General features: G+C 39.8%; 19 protein-coding genes. 6 read left to right on the top strand and 13 right to left on the bottom strand.

Translation table 11 applies throughout. The features are described from left to right. Nucleotides 1-91 precede the first annotated feature (91 nt). Entirely contained in the window at nucleotides 92-1,102 is a 1,011-nt protein-coding gene (locus R0J88_RS01245; protein ID WP_410898828.1) for a GlxA family transcriptional regulator, read from the top strand. Nucleotides 1,103-1,114: 12 nt separating this feature from the next. Here the strand turns inward: R0J88_RS01245 and R0J88_RS01240 are convergent, their stop codons facing one another. The 4 genes from R0J88_RS01240 to R0J88_RS01225 all read right to left on the bottom strand — a co-directional run bounded on the left by R0J88_RS01240 (nucleotide 1,115) and on the right by R0J88_RS01225 (nucleotide 5,369). After that, on the bottom strand, nucleotides 1,115-2,143 hold the full coding sequence (locus tag R0J88_RS01240) for a GGDEF domain-containing protein (RefSeq protein WP_410898827.1): 1,029 nt from the start codon (nucleotides 2,141-2,143) through the stop codon (nucleotides 1,115-1,117). Nucleotides 2,144-2,331: 188 nt separating this feature from the next. After that, the gene (locus tag R0J88_RS01235) at nucleotides 2,332-2,844 is read right to left on the bottom strand and encodes an MgtC/SapB family protein (RefSeq protein WP_039036890.1); all 513 of its coding nucleotides are present in this window, start codon (nucleotides 2,842-2,844) and stop codon (nucleotides 2,332-2,334) included. Nucleotides 2,845-2,861: 17 nt separating this feature from the next. Beyond that, nucleotides 2,862-3,971, bottom strand: coding sequence for a GNAT family N-acetyltransferase/peptidase C39 family protein (locus R0J88_RS01230; protein WP_410898826.1), 1,110 nt, complete (start codon nucleotides 3,969-3,971; stop codon nucleotides 2,862-2,864). Nucleotides 3,972-3,974: 3 nt separating this feature from the next. Beyond that, nucleotides 3,975-5,369 (bottom strand): RimK family protein, encoded by a 1,395-nt coding sequence (locus tag R0J88_RS01225; RefSeq protein WP_410898825.1) that lies wholly within the window; start codon nucleotides 5,367-5,369, stop codon nucleotides 3,975-3,977. Between the two features lie 305 nt (nucleotides 5,370-5,674). Between R0J88_RS01225 and R0J88_RS01220 the strand changes: the two genes are divergently transcribed. Further along, complete coding sequence (locus R0J88_RS01220) at nucleotides 5,675-6,016, top strand: zinc ribbon domain-containing protein YjdM (RefSeq protein WP_410898824.1); 342 nt, start codon at nucleotides 5,675-5,677, stop codon at nucleotides 6,014-6,016. A gap of 156 nt (nucleotides 6,017-6,172) precedes the next feature. On the opposite strand, the gene R0J88_RS01215 is transcribed toward R0J88_RS01220, so the two are convergent. The 6 genes from R0J88_RS01215 to R0J88_RS01190 form a co-directional block, all read right to left on the bottom strand. Then, nucleotides 6,173-6,667: an REP-associated tyrosine transposase gene (locus R0J88_RS01215; protein WP_410898823.1), complete on the bottom strand. Its 495-nt coding sequence runs from the start codon at nucleotides 6,665-6,667 to the stop codon at nucleotides 6,173-6,175. Nucleotides 6,668-7,027: 360 nt separating this feature from the next. Continuing rightward, the gene (locus R0J88_RS01210) at nucleotides 7,028-7,558 is read right to left on the bottom strand and encodes a hypothetical protein (RefSeq protein ID WP_410898822.1); all 531 of its coding nucleotides are present in this window, start codon (nucleotides 7,556-7,558) and stop codon (nucleotides 7,028-7,030) included. 264 nt (nucleotides 7,559-7,822) lie between these two features. Continuing rightward, the gene (locus tag R0J88_RS01205; protein ID WP_410898820.1) at nucleotides 7,823-8,299 is read right to left on the bottom strand and encodes a GreA/GreB family elongation factor; all 477 of its coding nucleotides are present in this window, start codon (nucleotides 8,297-8,299) and stop codon (nucleotides 7,823-7,825) included. A gap of 117 nt (nucleotides 8,300-8,416) precedes the next feature. Beyond that, complete coding sequence (secF, locus tag R0J88_RS01200; RefSeq protein WP_410898819.1) at nucleotides 8,417-9,349, bottom strand: protein translocase subunit SecF; 933 nt, start codon at nucleotides 9,347-9,349, stop codon at nucleotides 8,417-8,419. Continuing rightward, nucleotides 9,342-11,180 carry a protein translocase subunit SecD gene (gene secD / locus R0J88_RS01195; RefSeq protein ID WP_410898818.1) on the bottom strand — a complete coding sequence of 613 codons (1,839 nt, stop codon included), beginning with the start codon at nucleotides 11,178-11,180 and terminating at the stop codon, nucleotides 9,342-9,344. The genes secF and secD overlap by 8 nt, the downstream gene beginning before the upstream one ends. A gap of 110 nt (nucleotides 11,181-11,290) precedes the next feature. Next, nucleotides 11,291-11,752: a hypothetical protein gene (locus R0J88_RS01190; RefSeq protein WP_410898817.1), complete on the bottom strand. Its 462-nt coding sequence runs from the start codon at nucleotides 11,750-11,752 to the stop codon at nucleotides 11,291-11,293. Nucleotides 11,753-11,846: 94 nt separating this feature from the next. Between R0J88_RS01190 and R0J88_RS01185 the strand changes: the two genes are divergently transcribed. The 4 genes from R0J88_RS01185 to R0J88_RS01170 all read left to right on the top strand — a co-directional run bounded on the left by R0J88_RS01185 (nucleotide 11,847) and on the right by R0J88_RS01170 (nucleotide 18,156). After that, nucleotides 11,847-13,625, top strand: coding sequence for an ABCB family ABC transporter ATP-binding protein/permease (locus R0J88_RS01185; protein ID WP_410898815.1), 1,779 nt, complete (start codon nucleotides 11,847-11,849; stop codon nucleotides 13,623-13,625). Nucleotides 13,626-13,795: 170 nt separating this feature from the next. Next, nucleotides 13,796-15,874, top strand: a complete 2,079-nt coding sequence (locus R0J88_RS01180) for a M13 family metallopeptidase (RefSeq protein ID WP_410898814.1) — start codon at nucleotides 13,796-13,798, stop codon at nucleotides 15,872-15,874. Nucleotides 15,875-16,077: 203 nt separating this feature from the next. Next, nucleotides 16,078-16,791 (top strand): YebC/PmpR family DNA-binding transcriptional regulator, encoded by a 714-nt coding sequence (locus R0J88_RS01175; protein ID WP_006794578.1) that lies wholly within the window; start codon nucleotides 16,078-16,080, stop codon nucleotides 16,789-16,791. 33 nt (nucleotides 16,792-16,824) lie between these two features. Beyond that, nucleotides 16,825-18,156 carry a protein kinase domain-containing protein gene (locus tag R0J88_RS01170; RefSeq protein WP_410898813.1) on the top strand — a complete coding sequence of 444 codons (1,332 nt, stop codon included), beginning with the start codon at nucleotides 16,825-16,827 and terminating at the stop codon, nucleotides 18,154-18,156. Nucleotides 18,157-18,221: 65 nt separating this feature from the next. Here R0J88_RS01170 and gap read toward each other — a convergent pair whose 3' ends face one another. Genes gap through edd form a run of 3 tightly spaced genes read right to left on the bottom strand, consistent with a single transcriptional unit; the run spans nucleotide 18,222 to nucleotide 21,740 of the window. Then, nucleotides 18,222-19,226 (bottom strand): type I glyceraldehyde-3-phosphate dehydrogenase, encoded by a 1,005-nt coding sequence (gene gap / locus R0J88_RS01165; protein WP_008131573.1) that lies wholly within the window; start codon nucleotides 19,224-19,226, stop codon nucleotides 18,222-18,224. A 9-nt stretch (nucleotides 19,227-19,235) separates the two neighbouring features. Next, complete coding sequence (gene eda, locus R0J88_RS01160; RefSeq protein ID WP_008131571.1) at nucleotides 19,236-19,856, bottom strand: bifunctional 4-hydroxy-2-oxoglutarate aldolase/2-dehydro-3-deoxy-phosphogluconate aldolase; 621 nt, start codon at nucleotides 19,854-19,856, stop codon at nucleotides 19,236-19,238. Between the two features lie 33 nt (nucleotides 19,857-19,889). Next, on the bottom strand, nucleotides 19,890-21,740 hold the full coding sequence (gene edd / locus R0J88_RS01155) for a phosphogluconate dehydratase (RefSeq protein ID WP_410898812.1): 1,851 nt from the start codon (nucleotides 21,738-21,740) through the stop codon (nucleotides 19,890-19,892). Nucleotides 21,741-21,766: the final 26 nt, after the last annotated feature.

The raw sequence follows: 21,766 nt of genomic DNA, 5'->3' as shown, positions 1-21,766 counted from the left end.
AACAGTTTAATTGGATTAACCACACCGCTTTATGCTTTAATAGCCAAATATTCAGCATTAAAGGCCAAAAAGTACTGGTCGGAGCATTCATATGCATAAAAAATCAGTAAAGCCTGCGTTAAATATTGCAATCACAGTGTATCCGCATTTACTTATTACCAGTTTAACACTGCCTATTGAAATGCTAAGAGCCGGCGAAGCCTACGCAAAAGGCCACTTAGACCAAACTGACTTTAGACCGCTTAGTATAAATTTAATTTCTAAAAGTAATGAGCCAATACAAAACCGTACTGGCCTTGCTATAGTCCCGGATTGCACTACTGCTAACGCACCGTATAACGATTTAATTATAGTCCCCGGCATATGGCGAAATCCTCGCCCTGTAGTACGTACTAATAAAGAAGTGGTTGAATGGCTCCAAGAAAGCTTTGAAACTGGCAGCCATATAATTGGTGTAGGCACGGGTAATTGCCTAGTTGCAGAAGCGGGTTTACTTGATGGGCACCCTGCAACAACTCATTGGCATTACGCAAAACAATTTAGCCATGACTACCCGTTAGTGCGCTTAAAGCCCGACTTTTTTATAACCCAGTCTGAGCGCATGTATACGGTAGCAAGCTTAAATGCTCTTGCCGATGTGATCGTACATATTATTAGCCAATACTACGGCAAAGCCGCTGCGCAGCACGTAGAACGTAACTTTTCACACGAAGTACGTAAACCCTACGAAGATCAGCGCTACCTTGAAGGCGCGGTTGACCGCCACCCAGATGAACTCATAGCGCAAATTCAGTTTTGGCTTAAAACTAATTTAGCCAGCGAGTTAAACTTACAAGAAGTAGCCGCCCAATTTAGTTTGAGCTACCGTACATTTACACGACGCTTTAAGCTTGCAACTAATCAAAGCCCTATAGAATATTGGCAGCAATTACGGGTTGAAAGTGCTAAAGAGTTATTGGCGTCGTCTAATTTAACAATACAAGAAGTGGCACTTGAGGTTGGCTATAACGATCAAGGCCACTTAACTCGCGTGTTTAAAAGAGTGCTAAGCCAAACGCCAAGCGAGTACAGAAAAGTAGTAAGAAGAAAGCTATTTGGCTAACAAATAAGCTTTTTAATTACCTAACATTGAATTATTTATACTACAAACAGCACAATTTCTTCCGTTATCTTTTGCTATGTATAAATAACCGTCAGCTGCTTTAAGTATTTTAGATAAATCAACAAACGAATCTGTAACCAGTTCCTCCAAACCAATACTTATTGTAATTTTTAAACTATTTTTCTCATAAGTAAAATGATGACTTTCAACCGTTTTAATTAAACAATTTATTAAGTCATAAGCGGCTTGTTGATCAGTGTTTATAACCACTACAAATTCCTCACCGCCCATTCTAAATACATTATCTTCTTTAAATTTTTCTACAAATAACTCAGTTAGTTGCGTTAAAACAGCATCACCTGCGTCGTGTCCATATTTATCGTTCACCTTTTTAAAAAAATCAATATCAATTAGTGCTATGCATAAAGGCTCATCAATAATTGTTTGTTTACTAAAGCGGCTTTGTAATGCACGTCTATTAAACGCTTTTGTTAATGGATCTCTTAGTGCCAAATTTAAAATTGTTTCTTGGTTAGAATATCTCATCGCTTCATAAATATGCGAAACGGTCCATATAGTCATATACGAAAGGCCTAAGTTAACAATTAAGTGCAAACTATTAGCACCACCTAAACTGAGGAAAGAATATAAAGGAATTACCGACGCAAACAGTAAGCAAAAGCTACTTATAAGCCCATGTTTTTTACCAAATAACAAATACGCCAAAATGGGAAATGTACAAATCCAATGCGTTATACCCTCATCTGTTTTTAAAATATAAACAGCTAAAAATACAACAAAGAAATAAGCATAGGCTACCGCCCATCTATGCCAAACCTTTGAGGCAGATACACATGTTTTGTAATACGTGTAAAAACAAAACACAGCGAGTAAAACTTCTATCGCTCCTAATATGTAAACCTTCGAAATAATTATATTTACATAAGCTACAACAAGCGCAACTAGCGCTATTATTAAACTCATTCCTTGAAGAACTTTTGTTCTTACCTCTTGTGTTTTATCGAATGAATGACGGTTCATAAAATCCTTTTAAATTACTAACTATTTGTTCATAAATATATTTATTAATATTAGATTAGATATATGTAAATTAACAGCACGCATATGATTAGAGTTCAATCGAAAAGTTATCCGCTGAATAATAGGCCAGTTATAATTTTAAAAATACAATGTATATTTGAGTAATAATAAAACAAAACGCCACTAAATTAGTGGCGTTCTATGTCGTTAAAGTCTTTTCGGTAGTAACGTTTTTGATAATTTTTTACTTTAGTGTGTACCCCTTTGCTTAGGCTTTTAAATTTTGCCTCCAGTACATCTACACCGTATAAAATACCAACCACCAGCACTGAAAGTTTAATAGCAGCAGCTAGATTATCGGTGGCTATCATTACGCCAATTGAGGCAAGCACCCAAATGGTTGCAGCTGAGGTAACCCCTACAACGGCTCCGTCTTTTGCAAGCATAACGCCTGCGCCTAAAAAGCCAATGCCTGTAATTATTTGCCCCACTACACGCGAATGATCAATTACATCCCCTTGTAAGTTAAACGCGGTCGATAAAAACAAATACGTGCCCAGTGTTATTAAAGCTGAGGTACGAATACCTACAGGTTTACCGCGTAACTGGCGCTCTAACCCAATTATGGCACCGCAAAAAGCGGCGGTACCAATGGCCGCCCACGAATAAGGGGCTACATCAATTAAATCTAAAAAAGTCACTCTTTACATTAAACCCATTAATTATTAGCAATGGCCACTGCGGTTCTTAAACGTTGGCTACCAAATGCTGACATTTTACTAAAATCACTGCGCGCTATAGGCACGTACTGGCAATCTATTGCGAGCTGTTTGTCACTGCCTGGCTCGCAAAATGGGTCATGAACATACACGCAGTGCTCATCAAGGTGGGTAACGCACACCCAATGAGGTGATTTTTTACCATCAAACCGGTAGGTGCTAATTAGTAACAGCACACTAAAGCCTTGACTTAACCACTGTTCAATATGCTCAAGCTCAACATCTTTATAGCTAAGCGGTATATTTGCCTGCGCTATACCATCCACAAATTGTTGGTGTACTGTTGAAAGCACCACTTTTTTGTTTTCATTGCGTACGCCATCTAAAAACAAAGGCTCTGTGGTATTTACCATTACCTCGCTTTTAAAGCCGCGTTTGTTTGCCGCCAACGCTAAACCAAACGGATGGCAACCACCATGACCCGATGTCATAAAAATGGTGGTGCCTTCACGCCAAAGTGCCAGCTCATGCGATTGGCTAAGCTCAGTTGTTGGCTCAAGTGCCCCCATTGCCATTAATAACGCAGCAGGCCCACAAGTAAACTCGGTAGTTTGCTGATACCACGGCGTTAACCGCGCTACTTTTAGCTCACGCGTTTTGCGAATATTTTTTTGCATTCGCAGTGCATCACTGTGATCGTCATAATAATCGCTATATTGGCCAAATACTCTATAACCTAAGCTTTTGTAAAGCCCTATCGCACTTTCGTTATTTACCGCTACTTCTAATCGTAAGTAAAGTCGCCCGCGCTCACTTGTTTGTTTTTCAAGCGCAGCTAATAACATTTTAGCAATGCCTTTACTTTGCATTGTTGGTTTTACAGCAAGCGAATATAAACGCGCCAAACGCGTGCCTTTATGACACCACACCAGCCCATAGCCGCATACTTGCTCGCCGTTATCTGCAACGAGCAAAATACCGTGCTTAGCACTTAACCAACGCTTTAAACTACGCGGGCTCAATTTATCGTTATTAAAGCACGCGTTTTCAACATCAATTAGCGCGTTTAAATCACTGCTAAGTGCTTTTCGAATAACAAGGTTGCTCATGTATTAGCCACGGCCTCGCGCTTCTAGGCGTTGTTTAAATTCATCCATAATGATCATGTATAGCTCGTCGCCCAAATATCCGTCCTCTACTTTGTGATCAATACTTGGATTGTCATTTACTTCAAGCACATATGCTTTGCCTTGATGTTCTTTAACATCTACGCCATATAAGCCTTTGCCCACAGTTTTACATGCTTTTAAAGCGGCATCTAACACGGCTTTTGGTAACTCAAAGGTAGGTAGCGTTTCAAAGCCACCAGAGAAAAACCGTTTAGCATCGTGATTGTAAATTTGCCAATGGTTGCGTGCCATCAAGTAGCGACACGCATAAATAGCGCGGCCATTTAATACACCTACTCGCCAATCGTATTCGGTGTACATGTATTCTTGTGCAAGTACCAATGCGCTATATTCAAACAGCTCGGTTAGTTTAGTTTCAAGCTCACTGCGGTTTGCAACTTTAAACACCCCTTTTGAAAACGACCCTTCAGGCATTTTTAAAACTAGCGGATAGGTAAACGCCTCTTCTAATTGCTCAAGCGTTTGCGCTGATTGATCAGCCACTACAACCGTTTTTAAACTGGGCACTTTTTGGTAATTAAACGCATCGTGTAAATACACTTTATTACAACAACGTAAAATAGATTCAGCATCATCTATTACCACTAAACCTAGGCTTTGCGCTTTGCTTGCAAGGCGATACGTTGGATGGTCAATCGCTGTCGTTTGGCGAATAAATAACGCATCAAACTGGGCAATATTGTCTATTTCATCAAAACTGAGTGCTTGTGCATTAATACCATGTTTAGCCGCTGCTTTTATAAAACGGGTAATGGCATCTTTATCACTCGGTGGTACTTTTTCGTTATGATCAACAATTATTGCCATATCCCATCTAAAACGGCGCTGCACAGTACCAATGCGCCATTGGGTTTGAGTAAACGTATTTAGTTTTGCTACAAAATTACTGTATTGCTCATCGTTTAAAGTGCTAAGCGAACCCTGTTGCAATAAGCCTTGCTCATCTACAAATAAAATAGGCGCTGGGTATTGCTTAAATACCGATTTAGCCGCTTTGCTTTGTAGCTCGTTTAAAGCATTACCAAAGTAAATTTCGCCATCAATTTGCCCAACGTTTAACATAGGAGCTTGTCCGCCTCGAAGCGCGTTTATTGTTTTAACACTGGGTAACACCTGGTGTTTGCGGGCCTCAGCAAGCAATGAGCAATAGTAACCCTTACTCAAGTATTGGTTTGAGTCGCATAAATTAATAATGCGGGTTTTAGGTTCATTATGTTTTGGGTAATCACGTAAGTAACTATTAAACGTAACCACATTTTCGAAAGATTGAGCAAGTGTTTGCTCGTTGTTATCAACCACTATTAAGGTTTTAAACACGACTTTTCCTAGTTAAGTCAAAATATAAAAAAGCATGCTTAGTAAAATACTCAGCATTATAAATAGAAACACCCAGCGTACTAAGTGGGCATTGCGCGTATCACTTAATACGATGGGTGCTTTAACAAATACCTACTGTAAGTGTTAGCGCTTAAATTGCTTAAGCGACATCTGCTTTATATGCCCTTTTTAAAAACCACACAAACGAGATATTTTTAGCGTGAAGATAAAAAATATTGATTAACTATATTTTCCTATTAATGCAGATTAAAATACGCAAAATTAATATTAAATGAGCGTTATAAATGTCACACCCAACCTGCCCACAGTGCCAATCTGAATATGTTTACGAAGACCAGCAACAGCTTATTTGCCCTGAATGCGCCTATGAATGGAACCCAAATAGTACAAACGATGAAGACGCAATTTTAGTTAAAGATGCCAACGGCACCCTGCTTAATGATGGCGATAAAGTAACCGTAGCCAAAGATTTAAAAATTAAAGGCAGCTCACAAGTCATTAAAATTGGCACCAAAGCGGTCGTAAGGCGTGTGCTTGATAAAAAAGATCACGAGCTAGATTGCAAAGTAGATGGCATTGGCGAAATGATGGTAACAGCAAAGTTTGTGAAAAAGGCTAACCCGTAGGCCGGATAAAGGGGGAAACCATCCCATCCGACGCGTAATAAAGGCCGAAATTATTTCATTTAACAAAAACTTTTGTACAAAACTGAAGTGTATTATGAAGCTATAGCTTTGTCGGATGGCGCTTCGCTTATCCGACCTACGAAATATTTATATTTTTTATCCGCACCAATTATTTGTATAAATACCTTGTTTCACGGCTCTATGAAAACTTGAATAAGGCCAATCAGTTACTTGACTAACTAGGCCATGTTTTAATGGATTAAAATGAACATAGTTAACATGATGCCAATAATCATTATCATCCCTAATAGTATGTTCCCAAAAACGGCGCTGCCAAATTCCACGTTCATTTTTACGTTTTCGTGTTTGAGTTAAAAACTCTGTCTTAGGGAGTGATTTTGAAAATCGCTTTTTAATTTCTCGCCAACGACTCGAATAATCCACATCATCATCTGGTAAAGTCAAAACTGCATGAAGGTGATCGGGCAGCACAACCCATGCATCTATATAAAATGGCCTTTGAGATTTAACAAAACGGATAGACTCTCTTAATAAATCGATATGCTCAACCAACAACGATTTATTCCTATCGAGCAAATTAACTGTAAAAAAGTACGTCCCACCTTTTACATAATTACGACGATATTGCATTTCATATCCATTGTATTATTTGTTACGCATTAGACAAATAAAGCGCAAATTTAGGATATATACAACATTGACGTAGGTCGGATAAATGGCGAAGCCATGCCATCCGACAATAGATTTATGAACAAAGGTAATAGTTTATCGTGTTGGTAATTAGGCCGGGTGTCATCCTAATTTATTATTAGATACTGGCATTTAAATGAACAAGGGTTGTATTTAAGTGTTGGAAAACGAATGCAATCTACCATGAATCGACGTATTTAGCGGCCTTAAAACTCAGAGGCTCACCACTTTTAAAACTTGCAATTAATAGCTGAATTTTACTAGTCGTCCACCCCAGAGCGTGTTGCTAGCTGTTTACATTCAATTTGTAGTAACTATATAATCCTGTTTTTTACTACAATATATATAATCTATTTTTGTTGGGTAATCATTTGCGGCGGTTTCTAGTATATCAATAATTGTTGATACGGGAATTCTATAGATCCTCTTATCTCTTTCAAAGTCTGAACACGTATATATACCAGCCCAATTTCTACTACTATCACGATAGGCATAAACTGCTCGGCCATGAATCAATTGATTCGATATAAATTGCACGTTTTTGCTGTATTTAGTTTCAGTTTGTAAGTCATATAGCCCATCGATATCGTAAAAATTCATATTATGGACTTGCTTAATTGATAGAGATGAAAAAACTGTAAATCCACTCTTAAGTGTTTTAGATGACAGCTTTAAAGATTCACCTAGTTTTCTAACCATAAACAAAGACAAAATAACGTCTTTTTCAAAATTAACTTGTTTCTTTTCAGAATAATATGCAGGTTTAGCTACAGGCTTGAAACTATTAGCATATTTAACTAAATCACTTTTCCAATACCTAGACTCAATCATATAATTTCAACCTCACAGATATAGAAACAGTTAGCTGCTTATTAAACTCCACTTTGGAGGATTATAAGACCCCAAAACGGCGTATATTACACCTCCCAATAATTCCACCGAACAACTCTAATGTAAACAGGTAATTATGTATGTTATGAAGTTTATGTTGTTCAAATATACCAAAACGACTTTTAGTAATGTTATGAGGCAAGAGACAAATTAGCTTTGTCGGATGGCGCTTCGCTTATCCGACCTACATCTAAAACCAATGCTTTATAAAATTTCTACCACTTCATATTCATGGTTTTTACCTGCAATGGTTAAACTTACTTCATCATCAAGCTGTTTGCCTAAAAGTTGTTTACCCAGTGGTGCTTCGGGTGTAACAACTTGAATAGTTTGCCCTTTCACTTCAACCGTTAACCCGCCTGCGGCTGGGCCTAAATAAAACCATTTTTGTAGGGCGTTTTCATCTTCTAGGCAAACGAGTGAACTTATAATCACTTTATTATGAGTGGGCTCTTTAAAAATGGCTTCAAATTGTTTAATGCTTTTGTAGCAATCGTTTACACGCTCAGCTTGCCCTTGTGCTAAATAAGCAGCCTCGAGTCCTAGGGTATCGTACTGCGTTTCTGCTACGCTTTCTTCGTGAGTTGCGGCGTCGTGCGCGGCTTTTGCTGCTTGTTTTGCGCTGTTTAATTGCGCTTCAAGTGCAAATTTAAGGTGTTCTATTACGTGGGATTTATTCATGAAAGGCGCTAATAACCAATACGGTAAACTATGTGATCAATTTTACCGTTATAAGGCGCTTAAAACCATTATTTTAAGCGCCAGTGTTTTAATGCAGATTTTTAAAAGCATTTATTGCTAGGGCATATCGAGCAACGCTTGCGTTTCTGCATCTTGTTTTTCTTCGTAATTTTTAGCACTTAACCCTAAAAGCTCGGGTAAGGTAGCCGCTATACAAATAGACGAAAACGTGCCCACTACAATGCCTGTGAATAATGCAATGGCAAAGCCTTGTAATGGTGCACCTGCGAGTAACCAAACACTTGCAACTGTAGCAAGCGTGGTACCCGACGTAATAAGTGTGCGGGTTAAAGTGCTTTCAATCGCGCTATTTATAATACTTGCAGGGCTAAGTGCATTATTAGATTTAACACGTAAAAGCTCGCGTACTCTATCGCCTACTATTATAGAATCGTTAAGTGAATAACCTATAATGGCCAGCAAACTGGCAAGTACGGTTAAATTAAACTCAATACTTAATAGCGAAAATAGCCCTAGTACCAGTAATAAATCATGCACTAGCGCAACCACTGAGCCTACGGCTAAACGCCATTCAAACCGTACCGCTAAATAAAGCATTACTGCAACCATAGCTGAAAATAGCGCTAAACAACCTTGCTCAAACAGTTCATCACCCACTTGTGAGCCAATATACGCTGATGATAAAACCTCGGCGTTAATGTCTGCATTTTGTGTAATGGCGCTTTGCCAATCATTGCTGTTTGCTGTTGAACCGCTGGGCGCTTCGCGTAGCTGAAAGTGATTATTACCTTGTGCGGTTAGTTCAAACTCGCCATTGTGATTTTTAGTAATAAATTGCTCCAGTTGTTTTAGCTCAACACCTTGGCTGGTGGTAAATTCTGTTAGGTAACCACCGGTAAAGTCGAGTCCAAAATTAAGCCCTTTTTGACTAAGCGTAAATACCGATAGCAGTACAAGTATGGTGCTCAAAAACATGCCTGAAAAACGCAGACGCGACCCCGCCTCGCCCTTTAAAAAAGTGTTAAGCATGTGCATTTACTCCTGCTTTTTTAGCCATTTTTAAATATACCGTTTGGCTTAGTACTTTTGATACGTACACGCCAGTAAATACTGAGGTTATTAAGCCAAGTGCCAATGTTATGGCAAAGCCTTTAACTGGGCCGTAACCTATTCCATACAATATAAGCGCGGTAATCATGGTGGTTATATTGGCATCAAATATGGTGTTAGCGGCTTGCTTGTAACCTTCTTGAATAGCTTGATAAGCAGAGCGGCCTTTTCTACGCTCTTCTTTTATTCGCTCAAATATAATAACGTTGGTATCTACTGCCATACCAATAGTGAGTACAAGCCCGGCAATACCCGGCAGTGTTAACACAACCCCTGGTAATAACGACATTAGCCCCACAAGCGACGTTAAATTTAATAACAGCGCGACGTTTGCAATAAGCCCTAAACGGCGATACCACAGCGCCATAAAGGCAAGTGTAATACCCATGCCCAGCATTAATGCGGCCAAGCCGTGAGTTATATTTTCTTGACCTAGGCTTGGGCCAATTGTTTGCTCGTGCACTATAGTTACCGGCGCAGTCAGCGAACCTGCTCGTAATAACAGGGCTAAATCGGCCGCTGCTTGTTGGCTTTTCATATTGGTAATACTAAAACGTGAACTTAAATGCTGCGCAATATTAGCCACGTTTATAACTTCACTTTTTTTAACGGTTTCACCGTTTGCGTTTTGAGAGTACTCTGAGTAAACCGTTGCCATAGGTTTACCAATATTTGCTTTTGAAAACGCTGACATGGCATCGCCGCCTTGCCCATCAAGGCTAAGTTGCACAAGGGGTTTACCCCAATCGTCGCGCCCTATGTTGGCATTATTAATATGCTCGCCGGTAAAAATTGGCACAGGATCAAGTTTGATGGTCCCGCCCGATTGCATATTAAATGTTTGCCCACCCACTTCTTTTAACTGATAAAACCCAAGTGATGCAGTTGCACCTATAATGCGCTTTGCCTCTGTTGGATCTTGCACACCTGGCAGTTCTATGCGTATACGCTGTGTTCCTTGGCGCTGTGTTACGGCTTCAGTAATACCTAATTCTTCTATGCGTGAGCGAAGCGTAGTAAGCGTTTGGCTCATTACTTCTTTATTAAAGTTGCTGCGCCCTTGCTCTGAGTAACTAAATTTGGCGTTTTTAACATTGCCGTTATTGGTTGTTGTAACCGCTAAATTAGCAAAGCGACTTTGTAGCTCATCAATCACTGGGTTAAGTTTTTGCACCGCATTAGGCAGCGCGTTAATTTCAAAGCCGTGCCCTGTTTGCAGCACTTTAAGGCCGTGCGCTTTTTGTTTAACAATAATTGATTTGGCTTGTTGATACGCACTGACTAATTGCTCATCAACGGCTTTATCTAAATCTACGTCGAGTACAAATAACACACCGCCGTTTAAATCTAGTCCCAATTTTATTGGCGATAAACCAAATTCTTGCAGCCAAATTGGGCTTGTTGCATGCTCTACAATTTTAACTTGCGTGTTTGGGTACTGCGCCTTTATGGCTGCCTGCGCTTGTGCGCTTTTAGTTGGCTCGTTTAATAAAATATTTATAGTGGATTGCTTATCAAGGCCTTGCTCGACTTTTAAGCCTTGGTTATTTAAAAAAGTAACTAAGGCTTGAGTGCTTGGCACGGCTTGGGTTTCGCTATGTGGCGCGCTATATACATGCAACCACGATTTATTAGGGTATAAGTTGGGTAATGCGCTAATGGCTAATAAAACCAGCACAATAAGCATGGCTATATAGCTTAATTTAAATTTAGCCATAAATGGCTTTTGATCTTTTTTTACACTTAACATGGTTTTTCCTTATTACCAGTTAATTACTGGCAACGTACTTTTTAAAAGTACAATTAATCTCAAGGCTTAAACGAAAAACGTTGAAACCTAATAAAAATTAACTAAGAAAATTAAGCGTGGTAGGTAGTTACAGCTCTGTAGAGTAAGTTGGCATCTTTCCAGCCACTTAAACGCAATTTTTTACTATGATATACAAGCGTATACCATGGCTGAATAGCATTTACAGCTTGGGGGCGTAAAAATATTTGCCTAACAAGGTGCTGCGCAAAAAACTCAAAAACAACGTCGTATTCGGGCTCACTTTGAACTGTGTGCAAAAAAAGTGACGCATTACTTGCTGTAAGCCTTGGTTGATGTGAGTCAAAATCGGTGTGTTGTGTTTTTTTATGCGCAGGTGCGTCTGCAGACTTTTTTGTAGGCTTTGTTTTAGTTTTATCAATAGTGTCTGTAAATAAAATATGTGAATTGACAGCTGGATTTAAATTTTGTGTTACCTGCACAGCATTGCTCTGCACACTAAAAAGTGCAGCGAGTAGCAAAAAAGCAGTTATAAAAACACGAAATTTAAACATACTTAAATCAAACTAAAATAAAGGATGACTAGTATATTAGGGCTACTATTTAAAATACAATGCTTAATAATTAAGTATTTAATCGAGAAAAATAATGCGCTCCAGACAAAACGTTGAAAAACGTGCAGATGCCATGAATTTAAAACAAAGCGTTAAAACATTGTGGCCTTACATTACAAAGTTTAAATGGCGTGTTTTTATTGCGCTTTTAGCGCTTATTGGTGCCAAAGGCGCCACTCTTTTAATGCCTTGGGCACTTAAAGAAATTATCGACTCGGTTGATAAGTCAATAAACCCAGTATTGGTCATTCCCGCTTTATTGTTACTTATGTACGGCAGCTTACGTTTCGCTAGCGTGTTTTTAGGCGAGGTACGCGATGCAGTGTTCTCGCGTGTAACCGAACATGCCATGCGCAATATTGGCCTAAAAGTATTTAAGCATTTACACTCGCTTGAACTTGCATTTCACTTAGACAGGCAAACTGGTGGTATAAGCCGTGACATAGAACGAGGTACCAGTGGACTCAGCTTTTTAATGCGCTTTTTAATGTTTAACATTGTACCCACCCTTTTTGAAATCCTCACCGTCGCGATTATTTTTGGGACGCTATTTTCTGTCTGGTTTGCTTTAATTACGCTCCTTGCTGTAGGCGTGTATATATTTTTTACTGTCACGGTCACTCAGTGGCGTAACCGTTTTATTCGTGAATCAAACGCGGCTGACAACCTCAGTAACACTCGCGCAATTGACAGCCTGCTAAACTACGAGACTGTAAAGTACTTTAACAACGAAGAGTTTGAAGCCAACACATACGACTCATTTTTAGCTAATTGGGAAACCGCGCGTTTAAAAAATAGGATGTCTTTGCTTGCGCTTAATTCAGGGCAAGCATTAATTATTGCCAGTGCCATCACTGCGTTAATGTGGTTAGGTTCAAGCGAGGTAGTAACAGGGTCACTAAGCATTGGTGAATTAGTAATGATAAACGCGTATATGATCCAATTATTTTTACCGCTTAACTTTTTAGGATTTGTTTACCGTGAAATCCGCCGCGCCCTTACCGATTTAGAAAATATGCTGGGCTTACTCAATAAAAAACCACAAGTCACTAACGCTCCAAATGCAAATACCCTTAATGTAAAAAAGGGGGAAATTGCCTTTAATAACGTCAGTTTTAGCTACAATGCAAACCGCCCTATTCTTGATAATATTAGCTTTAAGGTTAAAGCGGGTAGTAAAGTGGCGATTGTGGGCGCAAGTGGTGCCGGCAAAAGTTCATTAGCGCGCCTGCTCTATCGTTTTTACGATGTAACTTCGGGCAGTATTACCATTGATAACCAAGCAATTAGCTCTGTTACGCTTGATAGCCTTCGTAAAGCCATTGCTATCGTTCCGCAAGATACCGTTTTATTTAATACAACAATTCGTGAAAATATTGCCTATGGCCGCCCTTCTGCAAGCGACACCGATATTGATAAAGCGATTGAAATGGCCCATCTAAAAGGTTTTATTAACACGTTGGCTGATGGCGATAAAACGCGAGTTGGCGAACGCGGTTTAAAAGTATCCGGTGGCGAAAAACAGCGAATTGCAATTGCACGCGCAATTTTAAAACAATCCCCTATTTTAATATTTGACGAGGCCACATCGGCACTCGACTCTCAGGCTGAGCAAGCAATATTAAAGGCAATGCATGAAGTAGCCAGCGAGCATACCAGTATTGTAATTGCGCATCGCTTATCAACCATTACCGATGCACACTCTATCATTGTGCTTAAATCAGGCCAAATTGTTGAACAAGGCAAACATAATGAGTTACTGGCCTTGGGCGGTGAATATGCAAATATGTGGGCATTACAACAACAAGATTAACCTGTTGATGAATTTATGTTGGTAGCTTGTTGCTTGCGTTGTTTATTGGTTTTATCGGGTCAGGCTGTGATTCACCTCAAAAGAATTGTGTGCCTGTCTTTTATACATAACAATCAAAATGATATTTTTATAACAAAAATTAACAAATTCATTATCCAGGGGGATAAACAATGAAAAAGAGTTTAATTGCAGCGGCTTTAGCTGCCACTTTTATAACGGGCTGTTCAGAGCCACAAACTACAAGCAGTGGAGTTCAAACTGCAAGCACAGAAAATACAGTTGTTAGCAATAAAGCTGAATTAGGTAGCTTTGGTGTTGATTTATCAGCGCGTAACGAAGCCGTTAAGCCTGGTGATGACTTTTTCATGTACGCCAGTGGCACATGGTACGACAACTACAATATGCCAGCTGACAAAACGCGTTATGGTGCGTTTTCGGCTTTAGCAGAACGTAGTGAAGACCGTGTTAAAAAAATTATTGAAGACATTGCAGCACGTAAAGAGCTTAACGCTGAAGAGCAATTGGTTGCTGATTTTTATAATTCGTACATGGATACCGACACACTTAATGAACTTGGTGTTAAACCTATTCAACCGCTGTTAAATCAAATTAGTAATATGGAATCTACCGACGACTTAGCTTATGTATTTGGGCAATCGTGGTTATCGGGCCTTCGTACTCCTATTGGTGGTGGTATGTGGTTTAACCGTTTAGACCCAAATAAATACGAAATGTCGTTAGGCGCTGGTGGTTTAGGTTTACCAGACCGTTCTTACTATTTAGAAGATGCTGAGCGTTTTGTTAAAACCCGTGAAGCTTACGTGGCTCATATTGCCGACATGCTAAAATTTGCCAATGTTGATAACACAACAGAACGCGCAAAAGCCATACTAAAGCTTGAAACTAAAATAGCACAAGGCCATTGGCCGCGCGAAAAACGACGTAATCGCGACCTGTCGTTAAATCAAATTAAACGTGAAGATTTAGCAGCTACATACCCTGGTTTTAACTGGGATGTATATTTTGAGCAAACAGGATACAAAGTACCTCAACTTAATGTATCTCAGCCTGAACCGGTTAAAGCCATGATTGAGCTTATCAATAATGAAGATTTAGCGGTTTGGAAAGACTACTTAACCTACCATGCAATTAGCGGTAATGCAGGTTTACTTTCTGAAGATATTTTTAATACACGTTTTGCATTTTATGGCAAAGAACTAAACGGCCAGCAAGAACCACGCCCTCGTTGGAAACGCGCTATTAACGAAATGTCGGGTACAAGCTCGCTAGGCTTTGCTATTGGTAAAATTTACGTTGACCAATACTTTCCTGAATCATCTAAACAACAAATGTCTGAACTGGTTGAAAACCTGCGTTCAGCATTAGGTGAGCGAATTGATAATCTTGATTGGATGGGCGCTGAAACGAAGGTAAACGCACGTGCTAAGTTAGCAGCATTTGTTCCAAAAATTGGTTACCCAGATGTATGGCAGTCTTACGATGGTTTAACTATTAGCCAAAACGATTTAGTAGGTAACGTTAAAAACATGCGTGAATTTTTCCGCGCTGAAAGCGTAGAAAAAGAACTACAAAAAACTGACCGTAACCGTTGGGGCATGACACCACAACGTGTAAATGCATACTACAATAGCTCGTTTAACGAAATTGTATTTCCAGCCGCTATATTACAACCTCCGTTTTTTGATCCAAATGCCGATCCAGCGGTTAACTACGGCGGCATTGGTGCTGTAATTGGCCACGAAATGGGCCATGGATTTGATGATCAGGGTTCAAAATCTGATGCTAACGGTATTCAACGTAACTGGTGGACAGACGAAGACCGCGCTGCATTTGATGCAAAAGCAGACCAACTTGCCGCACAGTACAGTAAATACGAACCTATTGAAGGTAACTTTGTAAATGGGCGTAATAGCCTAGGCGAAAATATTGGTGATGTGGGTGGTTTAGCCATGGCTTACCACGCATACAAACTAAGCCTAAATGGTAAAGAAGCGCCTGTAATTGACGGTGTAACCGGCGATCAACGTTTCTTTTTAGCTTGGGCACAAGTATGGAAAGAAAAACGTACTGAGCAAAGTATGTTAAATCAACTACGCGGTGGCACACATGCACCGGGTCGCTTTAGAGCACAAGCACCGCGTAACCACGATGCTTGGTACAAAGCATTTGACGTAAAACCTGGTGATGCCTTGTATTTGCCAGAAGAAGAACGCGTTCGTATTTGGTAATTACACTAATACACATGTAAACAAAAACTAAACAGCCCGCAACAGCGGGCTGTTTTATTTTAAGCATATTCTTTTATTCAAATGGTTATTTTAGCTTTTTAACTATTAATGTTCCCCATTCCGTACTAGCCCTTAATGCCATTTACCTTTAGAATACGGTCTATTATTTTTTCAGTTATTTATAAAATTAAGGCGAAACGCAGATGGGAAGAGCTTACCAAAACAAAAAAGATTCAATGGCTAAAACTGCGGGTGCTAAAACTAAAGTTTATTCTAAGTACGGTAAAGAAATTTATATTTGTGCTAAAAATGGCGGTGTAGATACAGATGGTAATCTATCATTACGCCGTTTAATTGAACGTGCAAAAAAAGACCAAGTGCCGGCACACGTAATTGAACGCGCAATTGAAAAAGCAAAAGGCGGCGGCGGTGAAGACTACGCAGCAACACGTTACGAAGGTTACGGCCCTGGTAACTGTATGATTATTGTTGACTGTTTAACCGATAACAACAAACGTACATTTGCAGACGTACGCGTTTGTTTTACAAAAGCAAATGCTAAAATTGGCGCACAAAATTCGGTGTCACATTTATTTGATCACTTAGCTATTTTTGTTTTTGATGGCGACGATGATGAAGCTGTTCTTGAAGCGCTTATGATGGCTGACGTTGATGTAACCGATGTAGAAGTAGACAGCGGTAAAGTAACCGTATTCGCACCTCATACTGAATACAACAACACACGTACTGCATTAGAAGAAATGGGCATTTCTGAATTTGACGAAGACTTAATCGCGTTTGTACCACAAGTAGAAGCGCCAATTGAAGGTGAAGATGTTGAAGTAATGGAGCGCTTTTTAGCTATGCTAGAAGATTGTGACGACGTACAAAACGTTTATCATAACGCGCAATTCTAAACTTCATCTACATGTTAATTAAAGCCAACAGCCATGTTGGCTTTTTTATTTACAGGGCTTTATAAATTAATGAATACCCTTTCAGAGCTAAAGGCTGGTAAGTTAGCCGGTGCAAAGCACTTACAGCTGATTGAGCAATTATCTGAGTTTCCAACAGACATTTTTAATCTTGCCGATACACTTGAAGTACTTGATCTTTCTAATAATAATTTAAGTGATTTACCAGACGAGTTTGCGTGTTTGCATCGCCTTAAGCGTGTGTTTTTGTCGTTTAATCAATTTAAACATATACCCTCAGTATTGGCTAAATGCCCTGCTTTAATTATGGTTGCGTTTAAAGGTAACCAAATATCGGAGTTTGCACCAAACAGCCTGCCAAAAAATATTGAGTGGCTTATTCTCACCGATAATAATCTAAGCGAATTACCTGACGACTTTGGTAATTACACCCAACTTAAAAAGCTTGCACTTGCGGGTAATAACCTGAAAAATTTACCAGCAAGCATGGCTAACTGTACTAATTTAGAGCTTGTTAGGCTCTCTGCAAACAACCTAATAAAACTCGATGACTGGCTACTAGAATTACCAAAACTTGCTTGGCTTGCCTTTGCAGGTAACGACTTTAATAAAGCGCAGTGCTTAACTAAAAGTACGTTGAAAAATACCCCACTTGAAAATTTTCAGCTTAAAAAAGTAATAGGCCAAGGCGCATCGGGTGTTATTCATCTTGCAAAAACAGAACATAATAATGTTGCAGTGAAACTTTTTAAAGGCGCGATCACCAGCGATGGTTACCCACTTGATGAGGTGAATTGCTGCCTACAAGCTGCTAATCATGCAAACTTAATAAAGGTATTAAGCTACATAGAGCAAAGTGAACAACTTGGCTTAGTAATGGAGTTAATAGATACCAATTATACTAATTTAGGCTTACCACCAAGTTTAGAAACATGTACACGCGATACGTTTAATGACGGTTGCAACTACTCTATTGAAGCTGTTTATAAAATAGCAAAACAAATGGCAAATACTCTTACTCACCTCCATACGAATAAGGTAAGCCACGGCGATATTTACGCCCATAACACCATGATAAATGAACACTATGACGTTTTATTTGGCGATTTTGGAGCAGCAACAAATTTAGCTATGCTTAGCGAATATCAGCAAAAGCAAATACAATTAATAGAAGTCCGCGCTTTTGGTTGTTTAATAGAGGATTTACTAAGTACTGTTAGCGCAGCAGTTAAGCAAGACGAATTGTTTGGTAAAATGTCCGATATAGCAACGCGTTCTACCAACAGCGTTATTGCATCACGCCCTAGCTTTAAAGCATTAAGCACCTTATTAAACGAATTGGTATAAATTAAGCAAAAAAAGCCTGCATAATGCAGGCTTGATTGGATAAAGCTAAACTTTTACAGGGTCAATTATAAGTACTGACCTAATGCTTTAACTTGGTCTAACATGCGGTTTGAGAAGCCCCACTCGTTATCGTACCAAGCCATTACTTTAACTAGTTTGCCTTCAGCTTTTGTTTGCGTTGCATCAAAAATTGATGACGCAGGGTTGTGATTAAAATCAATAGAAACAAGCGGAAGCTCGTTGTATTCTAAGATATCTTTCATTGAACCTGTTGCTGCGGCTTTCATTACTTCGTTAATTTCTTCAGCAGTTGTTTCGCGCTTAGTAATAAACGTAAAATCAACTAAAGAAACATTAATAGTAGGTACACGTACCGACATACCGTCTAATTTACCCGCAAGCTCTGGAAGTACTAAACCAACAGCTGCAGCAGCACCTGTTTTAGTTGGGATCATAGATTGTGTTGCACTACGCGCACGGTATAGATCTGGGTGGTAAACGTCAGATAAGTTTTGATCGTTTGTGTAAGCATGAATTGTAGTCATGCTACCTTGCTCAATACCTACTGTGTCGTTAATTGCTTTTGCAATAGGTGCTAAACAGTTAGTCGTACAAGATGCGTTAGAGATAATGTTGCTATCAGCATTAATTACATCGCTGTTAACGCCGTGAACTACTGTTGCATCTAAATCTTTACCAGGAGCAGATACAATAACTTTTTTAGCGCCAGCTGTAATGTGCTTAGCCGCGTCTTCACGCTTAGTGAAAAAGCCCGTACATTCTAAAACGATATCTACGTTTAGCTCTTTCCACGGTAGGTTTGCAGGGTCACGCTCTTGAGTAAGTGTAATTACGTCATCACCAATCAGCATGGTGTTATCTGCAAGTGTTACTTTTTTAGAAAATTGACCATGAACTGAGTCAAACTGTGTTAAATGTGCATTTACATTAGCCGGTGCTAAATCGTTAATTGCTACAATTTTAATTTCACTGTTTTGTGCTGATTCATAAAGCGCACGTAATACATTGCGACCGATACGACCATAACCGTTAATTGCTACATTAATCATTTGAGACTCCTATTTAAGTTCACTTGCTTGGCGAGCAAGCGCTTCAATGGCTTGCCAGTCTTTATTTTCAATTAGTTGTTTGTCTAGCATCCATGTACCACCAACACAAATAACATTGTTAAGTGCTAAATAGTTAGGTGCAGTTGCTAGGCTAATGCCACCTGTTGGGCAAAAAGTAATATGTGGTAATGGTCCGCCTATAGACTTAAGCATTGCCGTTCCGCCTGCAGCTTCAGCAGGGAAGAATTTTAAATACTTAAAACCATGACTTGCTAACTGCATTACTTCGCTCGCAGTTGCAGCACCAGGTAAAAATGGAATGTCTGACTCTTTTGCAAGTGCTAATAACTCAGTACTCACACCTGGGCTAACCATAAAATCTGCACCTGCAGCCACTGATGCTTCAAAGCTTGCTTTATCAACTACAGTTCCCGTACCAACAAAAGCTTCTGGCACTTCAGCTTTCATCAACTTTACAGCTTCTGCTGCAATTGGCGTACGCAGTGTAATTTCAAGTGCTTTTAAGCCACCGTTGTATAACGCTCTAGCAAGTGGTGCAGCATCTTCTAATTTTTCGATTACAACCACTGGCACAACGGGTGCCGATGCTAAGATTTTTTCAATACTCATTACTTGTTCCTCATTACCCAGTTCGGCTAATTATTATTCAAGTCCAAAAGCACTCGCGCCTAAATCGGCACTGCTTACGATATTTCTAAATCCAGTAAATAACTCACGTCCCGTACCAAATGTTAAGCTTGGCTGGCTAATTTCAAGCTCACGTTTTGCAAGCTCATCGTCGCTAACATGTACTTTTAAAATTCCGTTAGGGGCATCTAAAGTTACTAAGTCGCCTTCTTGAATTTTTGCAATTATGCCACCTTCAACAGCTTCTGGTGCTAGGTGAATTGCAGCAGGAACTTTACCTGATGCACCCGACATACGACCGTCAGTTACAATAGCAACTTTAAAACCTTGGTCTTGAAGGGTTGCCATTACTGGCGTTAATTTATGAAGCTCTGGCATACCTTTCGCTTTAGGGCCCTGCTCTTTAAGCACAGCTATAAAGTCTTGATTTAACTCGCCGCGGGTATACGCTTCTTGTAATGCTCCTTGCGAGTTGAAAACTTTAGCAGGTGCAGTAACGACTTGATGCTCTTCAGCAACAGCAGACACTTTAATAACCGCTTTACCTAAATTACCAGTAAGCAGTTGCAAGCCACCTTGTTTGCTAAATGGATTACTTACAGGACGAAGCACTTCTTCATCAAGTGAATTAGCAGGGCAATCAACCCATTTCACTTTGCTTGGACCATTTGAATCGCTCATGATCAGGCTTTCGTCTTTGTCTAAACGCGGCTCTGTCATGTATGGCGCAAGACCATCGCCAAGCATTGTTTTAACGTCTGTGTGTAAGTAGCCTGCGCTTGCTAGTTCGCGCATTAAGAAGCCCATGCCGCCGGCTGCTTGGAAATGATTTACATCCGCAGAGCCGTTAGGGTAAATGCGTGTAAGAAGTGGGACAACTTCTGATAAATCAGACATGTCTTTCCACGTAACTTGGATACCAGCAGCCTTAGCAATTGCAACGATATGAATAGCATGGTTAGTAGAACCACCTGTTGATAGCAAGCCAACTAAACCATTAATAATGGTTTTTTCGCTAATTACCTCTGCTAAACACGGGCTTTCTTTATCATCTGTAAGTTGCTTAAGCATGGTTTCTACAGCATTACCTGTTAGTCCATCGCGAAGCTCTGTGTATGGGTTGATAAATGAGCTGCCTGGAAGGTGCAAGCCCATTATTTCCATAAGCATTTGGTTTGAGTTAGCAGTACCGTAAAACGTACAAGTACCCGCGCTGTGGTAAGATGCACTTTCAGCTTCTAGCAAGTCTTCGCGGCTTACTAAGCCTTGTGCAAACTTTTGACGAATACGTGCTTTTTCTTTATTTGGGATACCCGACTGCATTGGGCCTGCTGGTAAAAAGAACACAGGTAAATGGCCGAATGATAATGCGCCAATTAATAAACCTGGGACAATTTTGTCACATACGCCTAAACAAAAAACGCCATCAAACACATCATGTGATAGTGAAACAGCGGTAGACATTGCAATCACATCACGAGAAAAAAGCGATAATTCCATGCCGTCACGCCCTTGCGTAACACCATCACACATTGCAGGAACGCCACCCGCTACCTGAGCGGTTGCGTCAAACTTAGTTGCAATGCTTTTGATTACGTCTGGGTAATCTTTGTAAGGTACATGCGCAGATAGCATGTCGTTGTATGAATTGATAATAGCTAAGTTTGGCACTTCATCTGCTTTTAAGCGCGCTTTATCGTCGCTGCTACAAGCTGCCATTACATGGGCAATGTTGCCACAGCCTAATCCCGCACGAACTCTTGTTTGTTTTTTTGCATGCGAAATACGATCTAAATAATCTTGACGGGTTTGTTTACTGCGTTCAATAACGCGTTGGGTAACTTCTTGAATTCGAGGATGTAACATAATTAACTCATCTCTATTAGTTAGAG

The sequence above is a fragment of the Pseudoalteromonas sp. SIMBA_162 genome (assembly GCF_046535955.1).
Taxonomy (GTDB): Bacteria; Pseudomonadota; Gammaproteobacteria; order Enterobacterales; family Alteromonadaceae; genus Pseudoalteromonas; species Pseudoalteromonas marina.
This window is presented reverse-complemented; position numbering and strand designations above follow the sequence as displayed.